Origin of the sequence: Vibrio sp. V33_P6A3T137, assembly GCF_009904835.1 — a bacterium.
In the GTDB taxonomy this organism is placed as follows: domain Bacteria; phylum Pseudomonadota; class Gammaproteobacteria; order Enterobacterales; family Vibrionaceae; genus Vibrio; species Vibrio metschnikovii.
In genome coordinates, this window is the sequence record NZ_WXWK01000102.1 from 20,652 (window position 1) to 41,784 (window position 21,133).

22 protein-coding genes are annotated in these 21,133 nt (G+C 42.8%); 13 read left to right on the forward strand and 9 right to left on the reverse strand.

Annotated features, from left to right (window positions below; genetic code table 11):
* The first annotated feature begins 10 nt into the window (after positions 1-10).
* The 6 genes from CAG60_RS09910 (at position 11) to cobB (ending at position 6,008) form a co-directional block, all read left to right on the forward strand.
* Positions 11-211 (forward strand): transcriptional initiation protein Tat, encoded by a 201-nt coding sequence (locus CAG60_RS09910; RefSeq protein ID WP_158138450.1) that lies wholly within the window; start codon positions 11-13, stop codon positions 209-211.
* 9 nt (positions 212-220) lie between these two features.
* Positions 221-3,073, forward strand: a complete 2,853-nt coding sequence (locus tag CAG60_RS09915) for a formate dehydrogenase subunit alpha (protein ID WP_161438850.1) — start codon at positions 221-223, stop codon at positions 3,071-3,073.
* 11 nt (positions 3,074-3,084) lie between these two features.
* On the forward strand, positions 3,085-3,693 hold the full coding sequence (fdh3B, locus tag CAG60_RS09920; protein ID WP_004395267.1) for a formate dehydrogenase FDH3 subunit beta: 609 nt from the start codon (positions 3,085-3,087) through the stop codon (positions 3,691-3,693).
* A 6-nt stretch (positions 3,694-3,699) separates the two neighbouring features.
* A complete protein-coding gene (locus tag CAG60_RS09925; RefSeq protein ID WP_161438851.1) occupies positions 3,700-4,758 on the forward strand; it encodes a formate dehydrogenase subunit gamma in 1,059 nt (352 codons plus the stop codon).
* Positions 4,742-5,164 (forward strand): hypothetical protein, encoded by a 423-nt coding sequence (locus CAG60_RS09930; protein ID WP_161429715.1) that lies wholly within the window; start codon positions 4,742-4,744, stop codon positions 5,162-5,164. Before CAG60_RS09925 ends, CAG60_RS09930 begins: the two co-directional genes overlap by 17 nt.
* Positions 5,165-5,279: 115 nt before the next feature.
* The gene (gene cobB, locus CAG60_RS09935) at positions 5,280-6,008 is read left to right on the forward strand and encodes a Sir2 family NAD+-dependent deacetylase (RefSeq protein WP_161438858.1); all 729 of its coding nucleotides are present in this window, start codon (positions 5,280-5,282) and stop codon (positions 6,006-6,008) included.
* A 110-nt stretch (positions 6,009-6,118) separates the two neighbouring features.
* Here the strand turns inward: cobB and CAG60_RS09940 are convergent, their stop codons facing one another.
* The 5 genes from CAG60_RS09940 to potA form a co-directional block, all read right to left on the reverse strand.
* Positions 6,119-7,156: an extracellular solute-binding protein gene (locus tag CAG60_RS09940; RefSeq protein ID WP_154168197.1), complete on the reverse strand. Its 1,038-nt coding sequence runs from the start codon at positions 7,154-7,156 to the stop codon at positions 6,119-6,121.
* A gap of 126 nt (positions 7,157-7,282) precedes the next feature.
* A complete protein-coding gene (locus CAG60_RS09945; RefSeq protein WP_161438852.1) occupies positions 7,283-8,314 on the reverse strand; it encodes an extracellular solute-binding protein in 1,032 nt (343 codons plus the stop codon).
* A 105-nt stretch (positions 8,315-8,419) separates the two neighbouring features.
* Positions 8,420-9,190 carry a spermidine/putrescine ABC transporter permease PotC gene (potC, locus tag CAG60_RS09950; protein WP_004395273.1) on the reverse strand — a complete coding sequence of 257 codons (771 nt, stop codon included), beginning with the start codon at positions 9,188-9,190 and terminating at the stop codon, positions 8,420-8,422.
* On the reverse strand, positions 9,190-10,047 hold the full coding sequence (gene potB / locus CAG60_RS09955) for a spermidine/putrescine ABC transporter permease PotB (RefSeq protein ID WP_004395274.1): 858 nt from the start codon (positions 10,045-10,047) through the stop codon (positions 9,190-9,192). The genes potC and potB overlap by 1 nt, the downstream gene beginning before the upstream one ends.
* The gene (gene potA / locus CAG60_RS09960) at positions 10,031-11,164 is read right to left on the reverse strand and encodes a spermidine/putrescine ABC transporter ATP-binding protein PotA (RefSeq protein ID WP_161438853.1); all 1,134 of its coding nucleotides are present in this window, start codon (positions 11,162-11,164) and stop codon (positions 10,031-10,033) included. The genes potB and potA overlap by 17 nt, the downstream gene beginning before the upstream one ends.
* Positions 11,165-11,683: 519 nt before the next feature.
* Between potA and CAG60_RS09965 the strand changes: the two genes are divergently transcribed.
* Both CAG60_RS09965 and CAG60_RS09970 read left to right on the forward strand, forming a co-directional pair.
* Positions 11,684-12,487 (forward strand): hypothetical protein, encoded by an 804-nt coding sequence (locus CAG60_RS09965; RefSeq protein ID WP_004395276.1) that lies wholly within the window; start codon positions 11,684-11,686, stop codon positions 12,485-12,487.
* Entirely contained in the window at positions 12,480-13,274 is a 795-nt protein-coding gene (locus CAG60_RS09970) for a glucosaminidase domain-containing protein (protein WP_161438859.1), read from the forward strand. Before CAG60_RS09965 ends, CAG60_RS09970 begins: the two co-directional genes overlap by 8 nt.
* Positions 13,275-13,347: 73 nt before the next feature.
* Here CAG60_RS09970 and ttcA read toward each other — a convergent pair whose 3' ends face one another.
* From ttcA to CAG60_RS09985, 3 genes are all read right to left on the reverse strand, one after another.
* On the reverse strand, positions 13,348-14,280 hold the full coding sequence (ttcA, locus tag CAG60_RS09975; protein WP_158138445.1) for a tRNA 2-thiocytidine(32) synthetase TtcA: 933 nt from the start codon (positions 14,278-14,280) through the stop codon (positions 13,348-13,350).
* Positions 14,281-14,422: 142 nt separating this feature from the next.
* Positions 14,423-15,370: a universal stress protein UspE gene (gene uspE, locus CAG60_RS09980; RefSeq protein ID WP_161438854.1), complete on the reverse strand. Its 948-nt coding sequence runs from the start codon at positions 15,368-15,370 to the stop codon at positions 14,423-14,425.
* 155 nt (positions 15,371-15,525) lie between these two features.
* Positions 15,526-16,278 (reverse strand): FNR family transcription factor, encoded by a 753-nt coding sequence (locus tag CAG60_RS09985; RefSeq protein WP_072669111.1) that lies wholly within the window; start codon positions 16,276-16,278, stop codon positions 15,526-15,528.
* Between the two features lie 246 nt (positions 16,279-16,524).
* Between CAG60_RS09985 and CAG60_RS16515 the strand changes: the two genes are divergently transcribed.
* From CAG60_RS16515 to CAG60_RS09995, 3 genes are read left to right on the forward strand one after another with little or no spacing between them, the layout of a single operon-like run.
* Complete coding sequence (locus CAG60_RS16515) at positions 16,525-16,722, forward strand: hypothetical protein (protein ID WP_154168201.1); 198 nt, start codon at positions 16,525-16,527, stop codon at positions 16,720-16,722.
* Between the two features lie 52 nt (positions 16,723-16,774).
* Positions 16,775-17,959 carry an FIST signal transduction protein gene (locus tag CAG60_RS09990; protein ID WP_154168203.1) on the forward strand — a complete coding sequence of 395 codons (1,185 nt, stop codon included), beginning with the start codon at positions 16,775-16,777 and terminating at the stop codon, positions 17,957-17,959.
* Between the two features lie 9 nt (positions 17,960-17,968).
* Entirely contained in the window at positions 17,969-19,702 is a 1,734-nt protein-coding gene (locus tag CAG60_RS09995; protein WP_161438860.1) for an ATP-binding protein, read from the forward strand.
* Positions 19,703-19,845: 143 nt separating this feature from the next.
* Here the strand turns inward: CAG60_RS09995 and CAG60_RS10000 are convergent, their stop codons facing one another.
* Complete coding sequence (locus CAG60_RS10000) at positions 19,846-20,214, reverse strand: DUF3693 domain-containing protein (RefSeq protein WP_161438855.1); 369 nt, start codon at positions 20,212-20,214, stop codon at positions 19,846-19,848.
* Positions 20,215-20,379: 165 nt separating this feature from the next.
* Between CAG60_RS10000 and CAG60_RS10005 the strand changes: the two genes are divergently transcribed.
* Both CAG60_RS10005 and CAG60_RS10010 read left to right on the forward strand, forming a co-directional pair.
* Entirely contained in the window at positions 20,380-20,946 is a 567-nt protein-coding gene (locus CAG60_RS10005; protein ID WP_161438856.1) for a 3'-5' exonuclease, read from the forward strand.
* A 2-nt stretch (positions 20,947-20,948) separates the two neighbouring features.
* Positions 20,949-21,133 (forward strand): hypothetical protein (locus CAG60_RS10010; RefSeq protein WP_161438857.1); only part of this gene is annotated, 185 nt, incomplete at its 3' end.

The window sequence follows — 21,133 nt, forward strand, 5'->3', positions numbered from 1 at the left end:
GAAGAAAGCGATGAAAAAACAATCAGATATTAATCAGAGTCGGCGCACGATATTAAAAAGCATAGCTGGTGCCGCCGTTGTCGGAGGTGTGGTGGCTTCGACGAGTCCGTCGGCGTTAGCGGTAGAGACAGTGGAAGAGGCGACGCCACAGCCATTGCAAAAAGGGTATCACGAAACTCAACATATTCGCGATTACTACGCCAGTTTATAGGAGCTGATAATGAAACTGACCAAACGTTCAGAGCAGGTCGAACAGCCTAATGCACTAGGGCTCAGTCGTCGAGCTTTTATTCGCAACAGTTCATTAGCCGCAGGTGGTGCGCTTGTTGGTTCTGCTTTATTTGCTCCTGGAATGATTAAAAAAGCTCAAGCAACCTCGCGACCTAATCAGGTCAAAACGGAAATAAAGCGTACCATTTGCTCACACTGTTCCGTTGGTTGCGGTATTTATGCTGAAGTTCAAAACGGGGTTTGGACAGGCCAAGAGCCAGCTTTTGATCACCCTTTTAACGCGGGTGGGCACTGTGCAAAAGGCGCGGCCTTACGCGAGCATGGTCATGGTGAGCGACGTTTGAAATATCCGATGAAGCTTGAGGGCGGAAAATGGAAAAAACTCTCATGGAAACAGGCAATCGATGAAATCGGCGATGAAGTTCTAAAGATTCGTCAACAGTCGGGGCCAGATTCAGTCTACTGGCTTGGCAGTGCTAAGCACAGCAATGAACAAGCGTATCTCTTTCGTAAAATGGCCTCATTATGGGGAACCAATAACGTTGACCACCAAGCGCGAATTTGTCATTCCACGACCGTAGCAGGCGTTGCCAATACTTGGGGTTACGGTGCGATGACCAACTCCTTTAATGATATGCATAACTGTAAGTCGATGTTGTTCATTGGCTCGAATCCTGCGGAAGCGCATCCGGTCGCGATGCAACATATCTTGATCGCCAAAGAGAAGAATAATTGCAAAATTGTGGTTGCCGATCCTCGTCGTACGCGCACCGCAGCCAAAGCGGATCACTATGTGTCATTGCGTCCCGGAACGGATGTCGCCTTTATTTGGGGCGTGCTCTGGCACGTATTTAAAAATCAGTGGGAAGATAAAGAATTCATTCGCCAACGTGTGTTTGGCATGGATGAAATTCGTCAAGAAGTGGCGAAATGGACACCTCAAGAAGTGGAGCGGGTCACCGGAGTGAGTGAGTCGGATGTTTATCAAACCGCGAAGCTACTCTCTGAACATCGCCCTGGCTGTATTATTTGGTGTATGGGCGGCACTCAGCACACAACAGGAAATAACAATACTCGTGCTTACTGTGTGCTTGAATTGGCTTTGGGGAATTTGGGTAAACCGGGTTCCGGGGCGAACATTTTTCGTGGTCATGATAACGTTCAAGGAGCAACGGATTTAGGGGTACTTGCTGATTCGTTGCCTGGTTACTATGGGGTCGCAGAAGGGGCATGGCGTCATTGGGCCAAGGTATGGGATGTTGATTTTGATTGGATAGCGAATCGCTTTGATCAAGGGACTTACGGTGGCACTAAGCCAATGAATAGTTTCGGAATTCCTGTATCTCGTTGGATTGATGGCGTACTGGAGAATAAAGACAATATTCAACAACGAGAAAATATTCGCGCTATGTTCTATTGGGGTCATGCGGTTAACTCGCAAACTCGTGGCGTAGAAATGAAAAAAGCGATGCAAAAGCTCGACATGATGGTGATTGTCGATCCTTATCCAACCGTTGCTGCAGTCATGAATGAGCGCAGCGATGGCGTGTATTTGCTTCCGGCCACGACCCAATTTGAAACTTACGGCAGTGTGACCGCGTCGAATCGCTCTTTGCAATGGCGTGATCAAGTCATTGAACCGTTGTTTGATTCCAAACCTGATCATGAAATCATGTACTTACTGAGTAAAAAACTCGGCTTTGCCGAGCAACTTTGTAAACACATTCGAGTTGAGAATGATCAACCACTTATTGAAGACATTACCCGTGAATTCAATAAAGGGATGTGGACCATCGGCTATACCGGACAAAGCCCTGAACGTTTAAAAGCGCATCAACAGCATTGGCATACTTTCCATAAAACCACTTTAGAAGCAGAAGGTGGGCCAATTCATGGTGAGACTTATGGTCTACCTTGGCCTTGCTGGGGGACTCCAGAGATGAAGCATCCCGGAACGCATATTTTGTATGATACTTCTAAACCGGTTGCTCTGGGCGGAGGGACGTTCCGAGCTCGCTACGGCGTTGAGTTTGAAGGTCAATCACTACTCGCAGAAGATAGCTTTTCAAAAGGCAGTGAGATTGAAGATGGTTATCCGGAGTTTACCGATAAATTACTCAAACATTTAGGATGGTGGGACGATCTGACCGAGGCCGAAAAAGTCGCAGCAGAAGGACAAAACTGGAAAACCGATCTTTCTGGTGGTATTCAACGAGTGGCAATTCAGCATGGCTGTATTCCGTTTGGCAATGCGAAAGCTCGTGCCATTGTGTGGACATTTCCGGATCGAGTGCCACTACATCGTGAGCCACTGTACACGCCAAGACGCGATCTCATCGCTGATTATCCTACTTGGGAAGATAAAGACGCGATTTTTAGAATGCCGACGCTCTATAAATCGATTCAAGATATCGATAAATCTCAAGAATATCCGATCATTCTGACTTCTGGGCGCTTAGTCGAGTACGAAGGTGGTGGCGAAGAAACCCGTTCAAACCCTTGGTTAGCCGAACTGCAGCAAGAGATGTTTGTTGAGGTGAACCCTAAGGATGCCAATGATCTTGGTTTCAGAGACGGTGACATGGTTTGGGTTGAAGGGGCAGAAAAAGGGCGTATTCATGTTAAAGCCATGGTGACACGTCGCGTTAAACCCGGTATGGCGTTCATTCCTTTTCATTTTGGCGGCAAATTTCAAGGTGAAGATCTTCGTCATAAATACCCACAAGGTACCGATCCTTATGTGATTGGTGAGTCAGCGAATATCGCGACCACTTATGGGTACGATCCTGTTACTCAAATGCAGGAAACTAAAGTCACCTTGTGTAACATCCGTAAAGCGTAAGGAGTAAACCAATGGCTAAAATGAAATTCCTTTGTGATACCAAACGCTGCATCGAATGCAACGGCTGTGTCACGGCCTGTAAAAATGAAAATGACGATGCTCTGCAATGGGGAATCCAACGTCGTCGAGTGGTCACACTCAATGATGGCGAACCGGGAGAGAACTCGATCTCGGTAGCTTGCATGCACTGTACAGATGCGCCTTGTATGGCGGTCTGTCCGGCGGACTGTTTTGTCAAAACGGAAGATGGCATCGTGCTGCACAATAAAGATCTTTGCATTGGTTGTGGTTACTGCTTATTTGCTTGCCCGTTTGGTGCTCCGCAGTTTCCTAAGCAGTCTGCCTTTGCTGAGCGTGGGAAAATGGATAAATGTACGTTCTGTGCTGGTGGACCTGAAACAGAACCGGGTTCCCCCGAAGAACGTCGTAAATATGGTGCTAACCGGATTGCTGAAGGCAAATTACCGATGTGTGCTTCCTTATGTTCGACTAAAGCACTACTGGCTGGTGATGCCGCGGTGGTTTCAGATATTTTCCGTCAGCGCGTGGTAGAGCGCGGAGCTAAAAATGCTGGGTGGACCAATGGCGAAGATCTCGCTTTCGATGCCACAAGGAGTTAAGTAGCGATGCAATATCAGATAAAGCGTGCGTTTCAGCAGGTCTTGGTGCTATTGATCTTAACTCTTAGTTGTTTATCTCTCCCATTATTAGCCAATGAGGGCGAGTCCACTAATCACAATGTGGCGCAAAAAGAGATCTCTCAATTAGCGGGTGCCGACTTTTGGCGTCAAGTGAGGCAAGGTCAAGAAGGCTATACCACATCACGTTCTCCTGAGCATGGCGTGTTAATCAGTACACCGGGTGAAATGTGGTTTGTCTTAAAAGAGAAATGGATGTCTCCTACTGGGGCAGTGGCGATTTTTGGTAGTATTGTGATGGTTGTGATGGCCTATTGGTTGATGGGGCCGATCATGCTTAGCCAGCCAAGAACGGGGCGAAAATTAAAACGTTGGTCGCGTTTGGATCGAGCGTTGCACTGGAGTATGGCGTTTACTTTTCTTACCTTGGCGTTCAGTGGTTTAATGTTGGTTTATGGTAAACACTTTCTTAAACCTTACATTCCTACCGATTGGTGGGGAATGGTCATTTATTCCGCTAAGCAATACCACAATTACGTTGGCCCCTTATTCTTTGTGTTGCTGATTTTTATGTTGCTGAAATGGTGGCGAAAATCCTTATTCAACAAGGTTGATTTCCAATGGTTTTTAAAATTGGGAGGAATGGCGGGCAAGCACAAAGGAACCCATCCTTCGGCTGGCTTTTCCAATGGTGGTGAAAAAGCGATCTATTGGCTTTTGATCGTATTTGGTAGCTTTGCTGCGATCAGTGGACTTATTTTAGACTTTCCGATTTTTGGGCAAACACGCCGCGATATGGAACTCTCGAATTTGATCCACATGTTCTCTGCTTTAATCCTTATTTGTGGCTTTATTTTCCATATTTATATCGGTTTATTTGGTATGGAAGGAGCATTAGAAGGGATGGTGACAGGTAAAGTCGATGAGACCTGGGCCAAAGAACATCATGATTTATGGTATGAAGAAGTCAAAGCGCGAGGCGAAATTGAAGCGGCTGACCATCAAGTTCCAAAGATACAGGAGAGTCATGATGATCCCCGCCAGTAAAAATAAATCCGTTTGGTTTGTGTATATCGCCAGTTTGCTGACCCCATTTACTGGGTTACTTTCTGGGGTGATTGGCATTATCTATGCTGGCTATCGGTTGGATAAAAACCAAGATGGCGAGGTGGCGAATTCCCATTATTACGGATTAATTCGTACTTTTTTCTTATTCTTAACCTTTTTTGTGGTGTTAATTGTCACCGTTGCTACGGCAAATGGCGTTCTGATGGGAGTCAATCGTTATTGGTTTAGTAATACTTGGTTAAGTACGATTGGCTACGCTATCCCTTATCTTGGCGCGTTCATTGCGTTAGGTGCCATTACCTTATGGTTTTGGCGTATGGTGCAAGGTATGAAGCAGCTACGAGCCGATATTGCTCATCGCCCAACGAAAGGCCCGAATCTTTAAGCATCACACCCAGCGAGTCTGGGTGTTTTTTTCGACTATTGTCTAAGCCTTGAAATTAGGGACGCTCGTTTATCAATGCTAAACTGGTGTAAAGATTGAAAATAAGGAATGGATGATGAATTTCCCCTATCGCAATATTGTAGTATTGACCGGCGCGGGGATATCTGCCGAGTCGGGTATTCAAACCTTTCGGGCCCAAGATGGATTATGGGAAAACCACCGGATTGAAGATGTTGCCACACCAGAAGGTTTTGCTCGTGATCCTGATTTGGTGCAAGACTTTTATAATCAGCGCCGCAGAAAACTAGGCTCTCCTGAGATTCAACCCAATGCGGCTCATCTTGCTCTTGGCGAGCTAGAGCGACAACTGAATGGTTCAGTAACCATCATTACTCAGAATATTGATGATCTGCATGAGCGAGGCGGTAGTCAAAACATCATTCATATGCATGGCGAGTTATTTAAAGCTCGCTGTAGTATGTCTAATCAAGTGGTTGAACAAAAAGGCGATTTATTGACCGGTGAACTGTGTCATTGCTGTCAAATTCCGCAACAAATGCGGCCTCATATTGTTTGGTTTGGGGAAATGCCTTTGCGGATGGGGGATATTTATAGCGCATTAGAAAAAGCCGATTTATTTGTCTCTATTGGTACATCTGGTGTGGTTTATCCGGCGGCTGGTTTTGTGCATGATGCGAGAATGCACGGCGCACATACGATTGAAATTAATTTAGAGCCGAGCGCGATTGAAAGTGAGTTTGCTGAAAAACGTTATGGCAAAGCGACGCTTGAGGTCCCTCGTTTAGTTAACGAGCTATTAATGCTGCAAGATTCCCCTCGATAAGAGGACAAGAACCTCATTTTTTGGTAACGTCACATCGTTTTCATCTAGCACAGAAAACAGGCAAGAAAAAAGCGGCATCAGCCGCTTTTTCACATTGATAGAATCGCTGATTACTTCACTTTTAAGCGTTGGAAGTAGTTATCGTATAATATTGATGCTTCACCGACATCATCTTGCCATTCACCGCTATCCATGACTGATTGTGGTGGGAAGATATTCGGGTCATTGACAAACTCGGCAGGTAATAGCTTATGGGCCGTTTTGACTGGTGTTGGATAGCCGATTTCCAGCGCAATTTTTGCTGCATTTTCCGGACGCAATAAGAAGTCGATCATTTTATGTGCCGCTTCGATATTTTTGGCACCTGCAGGAATCGCAATGCTGTCCATCCAGAAAATAGCGCCTTTTTCTGGCCAAATAATCTCAATATTGGCTCCTTCTTGACGCGCCATGTAGGCAGACCCATTCCACAACATCCCAAGCGAAACTTCTCCGGCTAAAAACGGGTTGGCTGGGAAATCAGAGTTAAAGACCAAGACATTTGGCATCAGTTTGGTTAGCTCTTGATAAGCGGCTTCAATCTCTTCTGGATTGGTACTATTTGGCGAATAACCCAATTTACTTAAAGCCATATGGAACACTTCACGAGCGTCATCCATCAGCATAAGCTGACCACGCCATTTGGCATCCCATAAATCGTTCCAATTGGTCAGTGCTGATTTATCAAGCATGTCGGTGTTAATGCCAATACCTGTCGCTCCCCAGATATAAGGGATTGAGTAACGGTTTTCGGGATCAAAAGATTTATTGAGAAAATTAGGGTCAAGATCCGCAAAATGGCTTAATTGATTTTTGTCGATGGGTTGCAGCATGCCTTCTTTGCGCATCTTAGAGACAAAATAAGTTGAAGGAACCACTAAGTCATAACCAGCACCTTGGGTTTTTAACTTCGCGTACATGCTTTCGTTTGATTCGTACGTCGAATAAATAACTCGGATACCGGTTTCTTTACTAAATTCTTCTAGTACATCGCTAGGGATATATTCCGACCAGTTATAAAAATACAGCTCGGTATCGTTGGCCATCGCGTGGGTAGTGAATAGAGTCGCTGCGCATAGTACGCCCGCATACAGTTTACTTTTCTTCATTACAATTCCGTATTTTGGTAGCAAAAGCCCAAATAGGCTAGAGAGATTAGCTAAATCAGCCGCCAAGTATACCAGCTCACAAAAAAATAGGCAGCTAATGCTGCCCATTTACTTAAGCTCGTAGGTTTATAAACCTGATTTTAAACGCATAAAGTAGTTTTCATACTTAATGGTTTTGTCTCCCACCGCATCTTGCCATTCCACGCGATCTAAATCTTCTTGAGATGGGAATAGGGGGGCGATATTTTTGAACTTAGCGTTCGATTCCGCCACACCTGTTAAGTAGCCAGTATCATGAGAGATTTGCTCAGCGATTTCAGGGCGCAGTAAAAAGTCGATCATCTTATGGGCGGCGTCGACATTTTTCGCTCCTGAAGCAATGGCGAAGTTATCGACCCAACCAATACCGCCTTCTTTCGGGAAGATCAGTTTGATCGGTAATCCTTCATTTTGCGCTGCCGCTGCAGAGCCATTCCATAACATCCCTAAACCGACTTCACCAGCAAGATAGGGTGCAGCAGGGTTGTCAGAGTTAAACACCAAAACATTCGGCATTAATTTACGCAATTCAGCGTAGGCTTCATCAATTTGCTTATCGTCAGTGGTATTACCGGAATAGCCGAGTTTACGCAGAGCGATATGGAACACTTCGCGAGTATCGTCCATTAACATCAATTGTCTCGCCAGCTCAGGCTTCCAAAGGTCACCCCAGCTTTGGAAATCATTCGGGTCATACATATCGGTATTGACCGCTAAACCGGTAATGGCGACCACATGCGGAATTGAGTAGTCGTTGTTCGGATCATAAGGTTTATTCAGGTAGTTAGCGTCTAAATTACTGAAATTAGACAGCTTAGACTTATCTATTTTCTGAATCATACCCTCATCACGCATTTTGGATACGAAATAGGTTGAAGGAACAATAAGATCGTAGCCCTGATTATGGGTTTTTAGTCTGGCGTATAAAGTTTCATTTGACTCATAAGTTGAGTAAATGACTTTGATACCGGTTTCACGAGTAAACTGTTCAAGGATATTACTGTTAATGTAAGGTCCCCAGTTCATGAAAACCAATTCTTTATCTTGCGCGATAGCTGAATTTGACAACAGTGAAAGCGCACATGCACTACCAGCTAATAAAGTAGCCCATTTTTTCATCGACGTTAGCTCCAAACCAAACGTTGCCCATTAGGGCGTTACATAGAGAAACAGAATGGTCATGGTGGCCATTCTGTTTCGTGTTTTTAACATGCAGTGAGTATATTACTTCACTTTTTCTCTAGCTAACAACTGTGAAGTGATCACAAGGATTAATGAAACCACTAACATCACAGTCGCTAACGCATTCACTTCCGGTGAAATCCCAACCCTAACCATAGAGTAAATCTTTAAAGGGAGAATTTCATAGGTTGGTCCTGTCACAAAAGAACTGATGATGACATCATCGAGTGACAAGGTAAAACTTAATAACCAACCTGCCGCAACGGCTGGCTTAGCAAGTGGGAAAATAATATTTTTCAATATAACCCATTCGCTCGCTCCGAGATCTTTTGCCGCTTCTAACATCTTCACATCAAAACCATTCAAACGGCTGTAAACCGTGACGACCACAAAGGGTAAGCAGAAGGTGATGTGCGCAATCAAAAGGGTTAGAAAGCCCAATTGAAAGCCGAGGACTAAAAACAGCGCCAGTAATGAAATTGCCATTACGATATCTGGTGACATCATGACAACAAACAGCATGCCATTGACCATTTTCTTACCTTTAAACTGGTAACGAAATAGGGCAACAGCCGTCAAGCTACCAATAATTGTCGCTGCGGTCGCTGAAAAGACCGCAATATTGATAGAGTGCCAGGCGGCTTGCATTAAGCTGTCATTATTAATCAAAGCATGATACCACTTGGTCGTGAAGCCACCCCAACGAATCCCAAAGCGGTTGTCGTTAAAAGAGTTCACAATCAAAACAATAATCGGTAGGTACAAAAATAAGTACACTAAGCTCATAAAGCTAAATCGAACTGTCTTTCCCATTAGCTTAGCTCCGATTTCTTATTCAAGAGTTTACCTGCTCGATAGTACGCATAGAGCATGACGGCCATGGCTAAGGTGAGGGCAATACTTGTCGCCGCACCAAATGGCCAGTCTCTTGCGTTGAGCACTTGGCTCTTAATGACGTTACCGATCAATAAGTTTTTCGCCCCTCCCAGTAAATCAGAAATATAGAACATTCCTAATGCTGGTAGCAGTACCAGTAAACAGCCGCCAATAATGCCGGGCATGGTTAAGGGTAAAATGACTTTAATTAGCGTTTGTAACTTGTTCGCACCAAGATCTCGTGCTGCTTCTATATAAGTATGATCGAGCTTCTCGATCGCAGAATAGAGAGGCAAAATCATAAATGGCAGCAAGATGTACACTAAACCAATCATTACCGCGGTTTCGGTGAACATGATACGGATCGGAGTATCGATGATGCCGATGCTTAATAATGCTTTATTCAAAATACCTTGAGTGCCCAAAACAATTTTTAATCCATAGGTACGGATCAGCGAGTTAGTCCAAAATGGAACAATCACTAAAAACAGCATAATAGGGCGCCATTTTTGTGGCATTTTGGCAACGATATACGCAAATGGATAGCCGACCACAAGGCAAATTAAGGTCGCCACGATAGCCATGTAAAATGAGTGCAGCATCACTCTGGCATAAATCGGATCCATTAAACGAAGATAGTTATCGAACGTAAAGGTAAAAGCGATTAAGTTCGATTCATCACGCGTTAAAAAGCTGGTCACAATGATCATCAGATTGGGGATTAGAACAAACAGCCCTAACCAGCCGACAATCAAAACAATAATTGCGTTTTGTAGATTAAGCTTGTTGCTCATCATTGAGGACGACCTCCCAGCTTTCAACCCAAGTGATGGCGACTTTCTGGCCGATAGAGTGGTCTACGTCTGGATCATCCTCGTTAAAGAATTCACTGACCATGACATGCATGCCTGACTCTAATTCAACCACTGACTCTAACGTCATACCTTTATAAGTACGATCGATAACATGACCAACAATACCCGCACTTTCTGATTCTTTGATCTCTTCAATGCGTAAATCTTCTGGACGCAGTAAGACTTGCAGTTTATCGCCGCTAGTTACGGGTTGATCATAATAGACAATCGCAGGAACGCCCTCGATCTGTACGTTAATGCATTTATCATCGATGCGATCTTGAGTGACGGCATTAAATACGTTGATCTCACCGATAAATCGGGCAACAAATAGGTTTTTGGGCTCTTCATAAATTTCACGTGGTGAACCATCTTGCTCGATGCATCCATCGCGCATAACAATGATTCGATCCGACATGGATAAAGCTTCTTCTTGATCGTGAGTAACGAAGATGAAGGTTATGCCCAGTTGACGTTGGAGTTGCTTCAGCTCGATTTGCATCTGTTTACGCAGTTTATAATCGAGAGCGGATAAAGATTCATCCAACAATAACACTTTAGGTTTATTGACCACGGCACGAGCAATCGCAATACGTTGTTGCTGACCACCAGAAAGCTGATGTGGCTTACGTTGCGCCATTTGCTCTAAGCGAACCATGCGTAGTGCTTCCATTACTCGTGGTTCAATCTCTGCGCTCGGTACTTTCTGCATACGCAATCCGAAAGCTACGTTATCAAACACGGTCATATGAGGAAACAAGGCGTAACTTTGGAAGACCGTGTTGACATGCCTCTGCTCAGCAGGAACTTGAGTCACATCTTGACCGTCAAGTAAGATCTGGCCGTTATCGACCGTCTCAAAACCAGCAATCATTCGTAGTACGGTGGTTTTCCCACACCCTGATGGGCCAAGTATAGTTAAGAATTCACCGTGATTGACATCTAAATTCAGGTGAGAAATGATCTCTTTACCATCAAAGCTTTTGCTAATGCCAGATAGACGAATAACTGGCTTTCCTACCGAGTGTTGTTTGTTCAACGTCTGTTTTTCTCCCACAGTGGTTGTATACCCAAAAAATGGCAAAAACGTCGTTGAATGGCTAATGGTTCATTCAAACAATCGTCCTTAACTTTTTTGAGTATAGGAGCGTGATATACAGTGCATTATTATTCCCGTTTAGCTTAAAGTGGCAGCAGACGTTGCCATCACTCTCGGTTGTTCGGGGATAACACGAAAACCAGTCATAAATCAGAATCATACTTGGTGTACTTATACATCCAATTTATACACTGGTTATACCTTTTCAAAGGGCGCATCATAATTAGCATACCCGACGAAATCAAAGTATTTTCTTATCTTGAAACAGAAAAAATTTTGCATCGTTGAGTGATGATTCTTTACCATGCCCTGTTAACGAATAATAAAGGCTTTTAAGTGGTCAATTATCAGCCATATGAAGCATAAAGCAAGCTGAGTTTGACAGTAAGATTTTAGACTCGACGGTATTTCAGTATAATGAAAAACTATCTCCATTTGTTTCGAAAGCATTTTTGACAGGCCAAACTAGGGCGAATTATGAGCAATAATATCGAGAAAGATTTTAACTTAGGGGGAACGTTGGAACGCGCTCTTTCTGGTGATTACCAACTTAAGATAGGTGAGGTACTAAAAGAAGCATGGGATTGTACCCTGAAACACTTCCTGTCTTTTTCTCCTGCCATTGTTATTTTGGTCGTGATCCAATTGGCGATTTTTATCATTGCCTTCAGATTAATGGTCGGCGATCCGTCGGTCATCTTTTCTTTATTTGCTCAAGAGGGCAATATCCCTCCGGGCGTTATTCAAGGGATTTTGATTGCTAACTTTAGCTACGAAGTAGTCAGTGCTCCGATTTATGCTGGCGTGAGTTTAATGGCCATGAGTCATGCTGCCGGGCTTAAAACTAGGACCAATCATATTACTAAAGGGTTGCAGTTCACCATACCAGTAATTATTGCTTCATTATTGAGCCTAGTACTACAAGGGGTTGCCGGGATGGTTTTCCCACTCCTCTCGATGTATTTTTCACTGGCTTTTAGTAATTCGATTTTACTGATCTGTGAAAAGAAAGTTCCCCCGATGCAAGCACTGTGGCTATCATTACGTGCAGTAAACAAAAAACTACTACCTTTAGCGGGTATCTACGCTTTACTGATGTTGATGTTTGTAGCTGCCGTCCTGTTTTATGGTATTGGCTTAATCTTTGTTCTGCCTTTCTTTTTTCATGTGAAAGGCATTATTTACCGTAATATGTTTGGTATTCGTTTACAAATCGTTGCCACGAAGAAAACCAATAGCGATGATGATCATGATGCAAATTCACAAATTTTTAATGCGTAAGCGCTTTATCCTCATAGGGTTAGCGATGGTGTTGATTGGATTGAGTCTTTATTACTCAACTCGGACTGCTGATCACCCTTCGGTTGAGTTAACCGGCCATGCAGTATCAGCAGCCCCTGATTTTTCATCGATAACGGATATAGCAGAGAAAAAAGAGGCATTTTTTTCTTATTTAAGACCTGGGGTTGCGTTTGAGAACCAACGTATTTTACAAGAAAGGCAACAATTGCAACGACTAGCTACCCGTTTTCAGCAAGGCAAACTGTCAGCCAAAGATAAGACACTGGCGGCTCAATTGGCAGAACAATACGGTTTAGCACTGAATAAGGGAAATCGACTGAGTAGTGAATGGCTGAATGGTATGTTACAGCGTGTTGACGTTTTACCAGAAGCGTTAGTGCTGACTCAAGCTGCTAATGAGTCCGCCTGGGGAACTTCGCGTTTTGCTATTGAAGCGAATAACTATTTTGGTCAGTGGTGCTATTCTCCGGGCTGTGGGGTAGTACCAGCAGCAAGAGGCGCAGGAATGACCCATGAAGTGGCGAAATTTTCTTCGGTGCAAGAATCGATTCATCGTTATTTTATGAATGTGAATCGTAATGCGGCTTATCGTGATTTACGTAAAATTCGTCAACAGTTGCGTCAGAATGATGCCAATCTATTCAGTGTGGATAGTGCGCTGGCTTTGAGTAATGGATTATTGCGTTACTCTGAGCTTGGCGCGGATTATGTACAAGATGTACAGGCGATGATCCGCCATAATCAAGTCTATTGGGTAGAGCAATAACCTGAAAACACCAATAAAGGCTGCCCAGTGGCAGCCTTTATTGGTATCCGTTCAACTGGTTATCAACAACATGCTACAAGTTAGTCACGTCTAATTTTAATGCAGGATCAAACGGCATCACCGTATCGTCTTCATCGAGAATAGGCTGTGGGACGGGTTCTTTATCAAAACCAATGTCACCACCATTAATGACGCCAGAATCACGATTGATCGATTTAAAATCGAATAATTCAAAGTCGGCAAGATGGCTAGGCACGACATTTTGCATGGCTCTAAACATGGTTTCTATACGACCAGGAAACTGTTTATCCCAAGCATTAAGCATCTGCTTAATATTTTGGCGCTGCATATTGGGCTGTGAACCGCATAAATTGCAGGGAATGATAGGATAAGCGCGATGGTTTGCGTACTTGATGATGTCTTTTTCTCTGCAGTAAGCAAGGGGGCGAATCACCACATGCTCGCCATTGTCAGAGACTAACTTAGGTGGCATCCCTTTCATTTTTCCGCCATAGAACATATTCAAAAACAAGGTTTCAATAATGTCATCACGGTGATGGCCTAAAGCAATTTTAGTGGCCCCTAACTCCTTCGCTGCGCGATATAAAATACCACGGCGTAGGCGAGAACACAGAGCGCACGTGGTTTTACCTTCGGGAACTTTATCTTGTACGATTGAATAGGTGTCTTCTTCAATGATCTTATACTCAACGCCTAATTCTTGAAGGTATTCAGGTAGAATATGTTCAGGAAATCCGGGTTGTTTTTGATCAAGATTGACAGCGATGAGTGAGAAGGTGATCGGTGCACTTTTTTGCAAACTCATCAGAATGTCGAGCATCGTGAAGCTGTCTTTGCCTCCCGATAAACAGACCATGATTCGGTCGCCATCTTCAATCATATTAAAGTCAGCAATAGCTTGCCCCGTATTACGACGAATACGTTTTTGTAGCTTATTGAAATTATAATGTTGGGCTTTAGTCAACTCTTGAGTTTGCTCTGTCATTGGCTTTCGTTCTTTAATCTTCCACACAAAATGAAGTGCGTATAATACGGATCTACTGACAAGATGCCAGTATTAAGCATGCCCGATAACAAAAAATCCCCAACCAAGGGGGATGGGGACTTATAGATAGTAAACAGAGTGTTTAGCTAGCGATGTTAGGATCAAGAGGGCTAATATACCCAGCGGGTTTTAGGGCAAGGACATCACAGTTGATTTTATCAATGACTTGTTCAGCGGTATTACCAATAAAGACGGCTGAAAGTCCAGTTCGCCCTGTCGTTCCTAAAATGACCATCGCCGCATCAAGCGTTTTGGCTGCCTCGGGAATAATATCTTCAGGTAAACCTTGTTGAACAATAGTTTGGCTTTCATCTAAACCATGTTTTTGTCTTAGTGCTTTCATCGATGTGAGGTGATGGCCACGAACGGCATCAGTATAAGTGGTCGGGTCAAACTCAGGTAGCTCAATCGTAATATTGGCTGGCGTTACCGGGTAAGCATTAACTAAATAGGGCGATGCCCCAAGACGTTGAGTTAAATTGAGTAATTGTTCGACCATGATATCGTTGAGCTGAATATGAGTGTCAACCTCTGAACCGACGTGAACAGAGGCGATAATATTCGCATTCTCAGGCCAGTGACTGTGTTTAACCAGTAAAACAGGAGTCGGGCATTTGCGCAGTAGATGCCAATCAGTAGGAGTAAATATTACTGATTCCAATACATCATGTTTATGAGTGCCTTTGATAAGAATATCATGTTGACCAGAGAAGACTTCTGCAATGATCGCCTCGTAAGGACGATTGTGCCAAACCACCTTTACATCAAATTGAATGGATGAATCGATATAAGGTTCAGCAACGCTTCTCATCCATTGTTCTCGTTGTTGAATCACGCCTCTGCGCATCGCATCTCGTTCATCAATAGAAAGCATCGAAGTCATGTCATAAGAAAAATCATAAATCGACATAAAGAAAGTGATATGACTCGGGGATTGGCTTTTTGCTGCTAGCTGAACTGCTCTGGCTAATGCCGGTTGTTCATCGTGATTAATGTCTGCAACAACTAATATTTTGCTATAGATACTCATAACAAACTCCTTGTTTGTGGAGGAGGTCAATAACTCACAGACCTTAGAGATACTTTAACGCAGTTGGAGAGAGAGTTTTAGTGAAGAGAGTCAGTTTTTTAAGAAAAGTATGATGCAGCTCATCAAAGTGCTGCATCATCGCCATGAATCAAGAATTACTTGCTGTCTTTCGATACACCCGCTAATTGCATTAAAGCGTCATGATCTAAAATTGTGATGTATTTGCCTTTCACGCTAAGCATTTCTGATTTTTGAAAACGTCCCAGTAAACGACTGATAGTTTCTACGGTTAAGCCTAAGTAATTGCCAATGTCACCACGAGTCATGGTTAAACGGAATTCGCGAGGGCTAAATCCTCGTTGAGAAAAACGCGTTGATAGATTATACAAGAAGGCCGCCAATCTCTCTTCGGCATTCTTTTTTGAGAGTAATAGGATCATCTCTTGATCGCCCTTAATCTCGTTACTCATCAAACGCATAATTTGTTGGCGTAACTTAGGCATTTTTCCAGAAAGGTCATCTAAGATTTCATACGGTATTTCACAAACCATTGAGGTTTCTAATGCCTGAGCAAAACTTGGATGAGAGTCGCCAGTGATGGCATCGAACCCAACCAAATCACCGGCAAGGTGAAAAGCGGTAATCTGTTCATCACCTTGTTCAGTAATGGTATAACTTTTAATGGTTCCTGAACGAATCGCGTACAGAGAGCGAAGTTCATCACCGGCTTTGAAGAGCGCTTGTCCTTTTTGAATCGGCTTTTTACGCTCAATAATTTGGTCAAGCTGGTCCAGTTCTGATTCGTTCAGTGTAAACGGAATGCAAAGTTGACTGATACTACAGTCTTGACAATGAATGGCGCAGCCACCAGATTGAATACGCTTTGCCGCAGGCTTTTCAGAAATCATAACAACCTTTCACTAAATTGATGTACATCAAGAATTCTAGCATTCATTATCGTCAAAGGATAGTGATCCATAAACAACTAAAGAGAGTAAGCACAGTTAATATTGGTAATCGGTATCATGGTCACGGACGTTAACATTTAAAAGCGGATGTAGTACTCTCTTCTTTCTATTTACATACCCACGATGAGCACTGCAAGACCAAGTTACTGATTCGGTTAGTCATTGATGATAAAGGACACCCCCCTAATGCCAGCAGAAAAACTGACAAAAAACAAGCTGATTCAAATAATCGTTATGTTAACTATTCTGATATCGGCATTCACCTGGCGCACTATAACTCATTATTCAACAGATAAAGAAGCAACTAAAGAACACCCAACGTTAAAAAATGAGTCTATCGATCACGAAAACACCCAATCATTGCAGTACAAAGACAGTCAATAAAAAAGTATCGTGGTAATATTGCATCATTAACGCATCTTTATTAGTTTGATATATGCAATTTACTACCACTTTTACTCATGCCACGAGACCTGAAGACGCAATAGGGCAGTTAGCAGAAACATTGAAAAAAGATGGCTTGTCCAACCTAATTTGCTACTACTCACAAGAGTATTCCGCGAAGCAGATACAGCAAGAACTTCGCCTACATTTTCCAGGAATCCCATTTATTGGCTGTTCTTCATGCCAAGCGATCATGACTGATAAAGGATTTCATATCGGGCCTGTTGTGGCTTTAATGGCTATTTATGACTGCTCTTATAGTGCGTATGGCACTGGTTTAGTCGAGTTAGGTCAAGAGGATGATCGGCAAGCCGCTTATGTCGCTATTCAACAAGCTTTGCGACAAGCGAATAGAATTGGTGAAGTACCAAGCTTAATTCTGTTGCATTCGACACCCGGCCATGAAGAGGCATTTATTGATGCGATTGATGCAACCTTTGGCACTCACGTTCCTATTATCGGTGGGAGCGCAGCTGATAATCATATTCAAAAACAATGGTCTATCATTACCCAACAGGGATGGAGCTCTAATGGCATAGCTTTGCAGCTATTTTTTCCATCTAAGCCACTAACCTCGGGTTTTAGTGCTGGTTATTCACCGACTGAGTTTGAAGGCGAAATTACCCAAGCTAGCCATCGATGTATTCAGAGTATTGATGGTGAGCCAGCCTCGGCTATTTATAAAGAGTGGATCAGCGATCACTCCAATATTCAATTTAACGATCGACATCTGTTTGAGCATGTGACTCGATTTCCTTTAGGAAGAGTGGCCGGATATGTTAATCAACAGCCTTACTATAAATTGTGTCATCCTATTCAAATGCTCAATGATGGATCGCTTGAACTATTTGCTACGATTAATGAAGGCGAAAAAATAAGATTGATGACCGGTTCAAAAGAACAGCTACTCAATCGAGCATCACGAGTGATCCAAGATGCAAATACACAAAACTATCATGAGTCATTACTGCTCGGCTCGATTATCATCTATTGTGCAGGGGCAATGCTCCGTCTAGGAGAAGATGTACAACTCGTTCATAAAAAACTGGTCGAGCAAATGCATGGTCAGCCTTTTATTTGTCCATTCACTTTTGGTGAACAGGGACGTTTTATTGGTGGCGAGAATGCCCACGGAAATTTAATGATAGCATCGGTTATCTTCTATGAGTCAGAATAGACAAAGATGATAGAACAAGACAAAAATGAGCAGCTGAGTGAGGTGCTACTTGAGTTAGAGAGAAGTAAAGAGAGAGAGCTTCGCTTAGCGGAAGAGAACCGTGTTATTCTCAGCGCCATATCGGCGCTTAGTCATGCTGATAATAAATATCAGATATTTGAAGAGCTTAAAAACGTCCTTCATCGATATATTAACTTTGATGATTTTATTGTTATTGCTAAAAACACGCCAAATTCGTTATTTTCAACCTTTCTGTCCTCCAATATCGCGTTTCAAGGCAAGCAGTGGCTTAATGGTGATAAATTTCAACGAGTATTACAAGGCGAGTGTATTATCCTATTTGAGCCCACCAAGCTTGCCGAATTTCAAAATCTTAATCCATTTCTTCAAAAAACAATAAACTCCGCGTTAATCACAGGTATCCAAACGCAAACCAGCGATTCCGTATTACTGCTTTTAGGCAGTAGGAAAGGGCAGTTTAGTTTAGAGACCAAAGCAACGTTGCAACGTTTTCGTCCACTCCTCGAGCGGGCCATTAACGATATTGAACATAAAGAAGAATTGCAAAGCTTAGTGCGTATAAAAACTCATGAACTCTATATTGCACAGCAGCAAGCAGAACATGCTAACCAAGCTAAGTCGCAATTTTTAGCGATGATGAGTCATGAGCTGAGAACGCCGCTCAATGCTGTTTTAGGGTTAATTGATATTTTGCGAGAAGACTCTAATCACTCTCAACTTGAGTTATTAGAACAAATGGAAAATTCAGCAGAACTTCTGTTAGTGATCATCAATGATATTCTTGATTTAAGTCGCATAGAATCAGGGCACTTTAAGTTACATCGTCACTGGGTTCATTTGCACAAGAAGCTTGTTCATGCTCTGTCTTATCATCATAAAGCGTGTGTTGCTAAAGGGATCCGCTTTAATGTTCGAACATCAATTTGTGATCATTATGAATATTGGGTTGATCCTGTACGTTTAATGCAAATACTGTTCAATGTGATTGGTAATGCGATCAAATTCACCGAAGCAGGCTCTGTTGATGTCCGGTTAAGTACCGCAAGAAATGAGTTGGTCATCCATGTCGAAGACACCGGAATTGGAATTGAGCCCGAGCGAATAGAACATTTGTTTTCTCCATTCATTCAAGCCGATAGCTCTATTACTCGTCATTATGGTGGCACAGGGCTTGGCTTAGCGATTACTAAACACCTTGTAGAATTGATGAAAGGAACGATTTCAGTCAGCAGTTCTTTAGGACAAGGCAGCCATTTTACCATCCGTCTTCCCGTCGATTCACGACAAACACATAGCATTAAGATTGATCCCCTTGAACCTATTTTAAAACAAGCCTCCAGTAGTCAGAGTAGCCAAGGACATATCTTAGTTGTTGAAGATACCAAAACTAACCAAATGGTCATCCAGTTAATCTTATCGCGCATGGGTTACAACGTCACAATGGTGAGTGATGGACAACAAGCCGTATCATTAACAGAAACTAGCCATGCATTTGATTTGATTCTTATGGATATCTCGATGCCAGTGATGGATGGAATTGAAGCGACGAAAATCTTGCGTAGTAAGAATATCCAGACACCGATCATCGCGCTTACGGCCCATGCAATGCAAGATGATCACGCTACATTTCGACAAGCGGGCATGAATGATGTGGTTTTAAAACCCATTCGTAGCCAAGAATTACAACGCATTATTAAACAGTATTTAAATCCTCAAGAATAATTACCATATTGTTCAATGTGCAAACATGAACCAATATGGTAATTATATACTTTATGGTAAATAGACTTATGTTTAATACAATAAGTAAAAGGAAGAATAGGAGCGCTGTAAGGATAAGTCTCGTGTATCTAAATGCACACCATTTAACATAATATACATAATGCGCAGTATGACGACTCTAATTTATCGCCCATGTTAACTAGCATAAATCCCACGTAACCCATTGTTATAGCTCTTAATCCTAGCCCGTTGTGCTTTTTTGCTATGTGTTCCCATAGCTGTTTTATGCGTGGGTTTTCGTTGCGGTCTGCATGACATCCGAGTAATGCCAGCTCTGGGTCAATTCCTGCTTGCTCTGCGAGAAAAACGGCTTCCTCATCAGTCATATAGCGAATGCCTTTTCTTATATTGCTTATCTTCTGCGGCGATAGGTTCAAGTCATGCGCAATTTGCTTGTCTTGTACGTAGTTTTTCGCCTTTTTGTATGTGTCTAACAGTTCGTTTGCATACATAGTCACCTCCGGTATTTCTTTCATTCTAGCTGTTTAATCCTGATTTTTCGCTATTGATAATCCTGCATAATCGATATTACAATCCTGATAAATCGATATTGGCCGTTCTGGTCGCTCCCTAGCTTCTGGGGCGGCCTCTTCAAACAAGTAGCTTTAGGGGGTTACATGGAATCAATCAATCTAGACAACGCCGTCATTCTTGACACTGAAACTACGGGTTTATCATCTGCTGACCGCATTTGTGAAATATCTGTCATTTGTGCTAAATCGGGTCAGGTCTTGTACACGTCCCTTATAAATCCACAGATTTCTATACCCGCTCAAGTGTCTGATATACACGGCATTACCAATGATGACGTAAAAGATAGCCCTGTTTTCTTTGATGCTTGGGAACACATAGAACCTCTCATTAAAAACAAAACTTTGCTTATCTACAACGCTGACTTTGACATCAGAATGATTATTGCTTCTCTTGGCTCTGAGTGTTCACGCTCTTATTTGGTATCTCTTGCTTGGGCTCTTGAGCGTAACGCTCGTTGTGTTATGCGTTGGTATGCTCAGTTTTACGGTTCATTGTGTGGCAATGATGTTACTCCCCGTTTTCAGCGTTTGACTAATGCCTGTTATCAGCAAGACGTTGATATTTCTAGCCTTACCGCGCATCGCTCTTTATCTGATTGTGAAATGACTCGCCGATTGATTAATGCCGTTAATGCTAAGTTGGGGGCTTAATCATGGAATTTAAAATTCTTTCAATGCTTTTAGCCTTGGCTCTTATAGCCATCTTTTTCACTTTTCCTAATTTTGAAATTCATTCATTTCATTATCAGACTCTTGATAAGCAATTATCTCGTCATCCAGACCTTGAGCCTCTTGTTTCAGACGCTATGTCTGACGGAAAAATTACTTTCTCTGAATA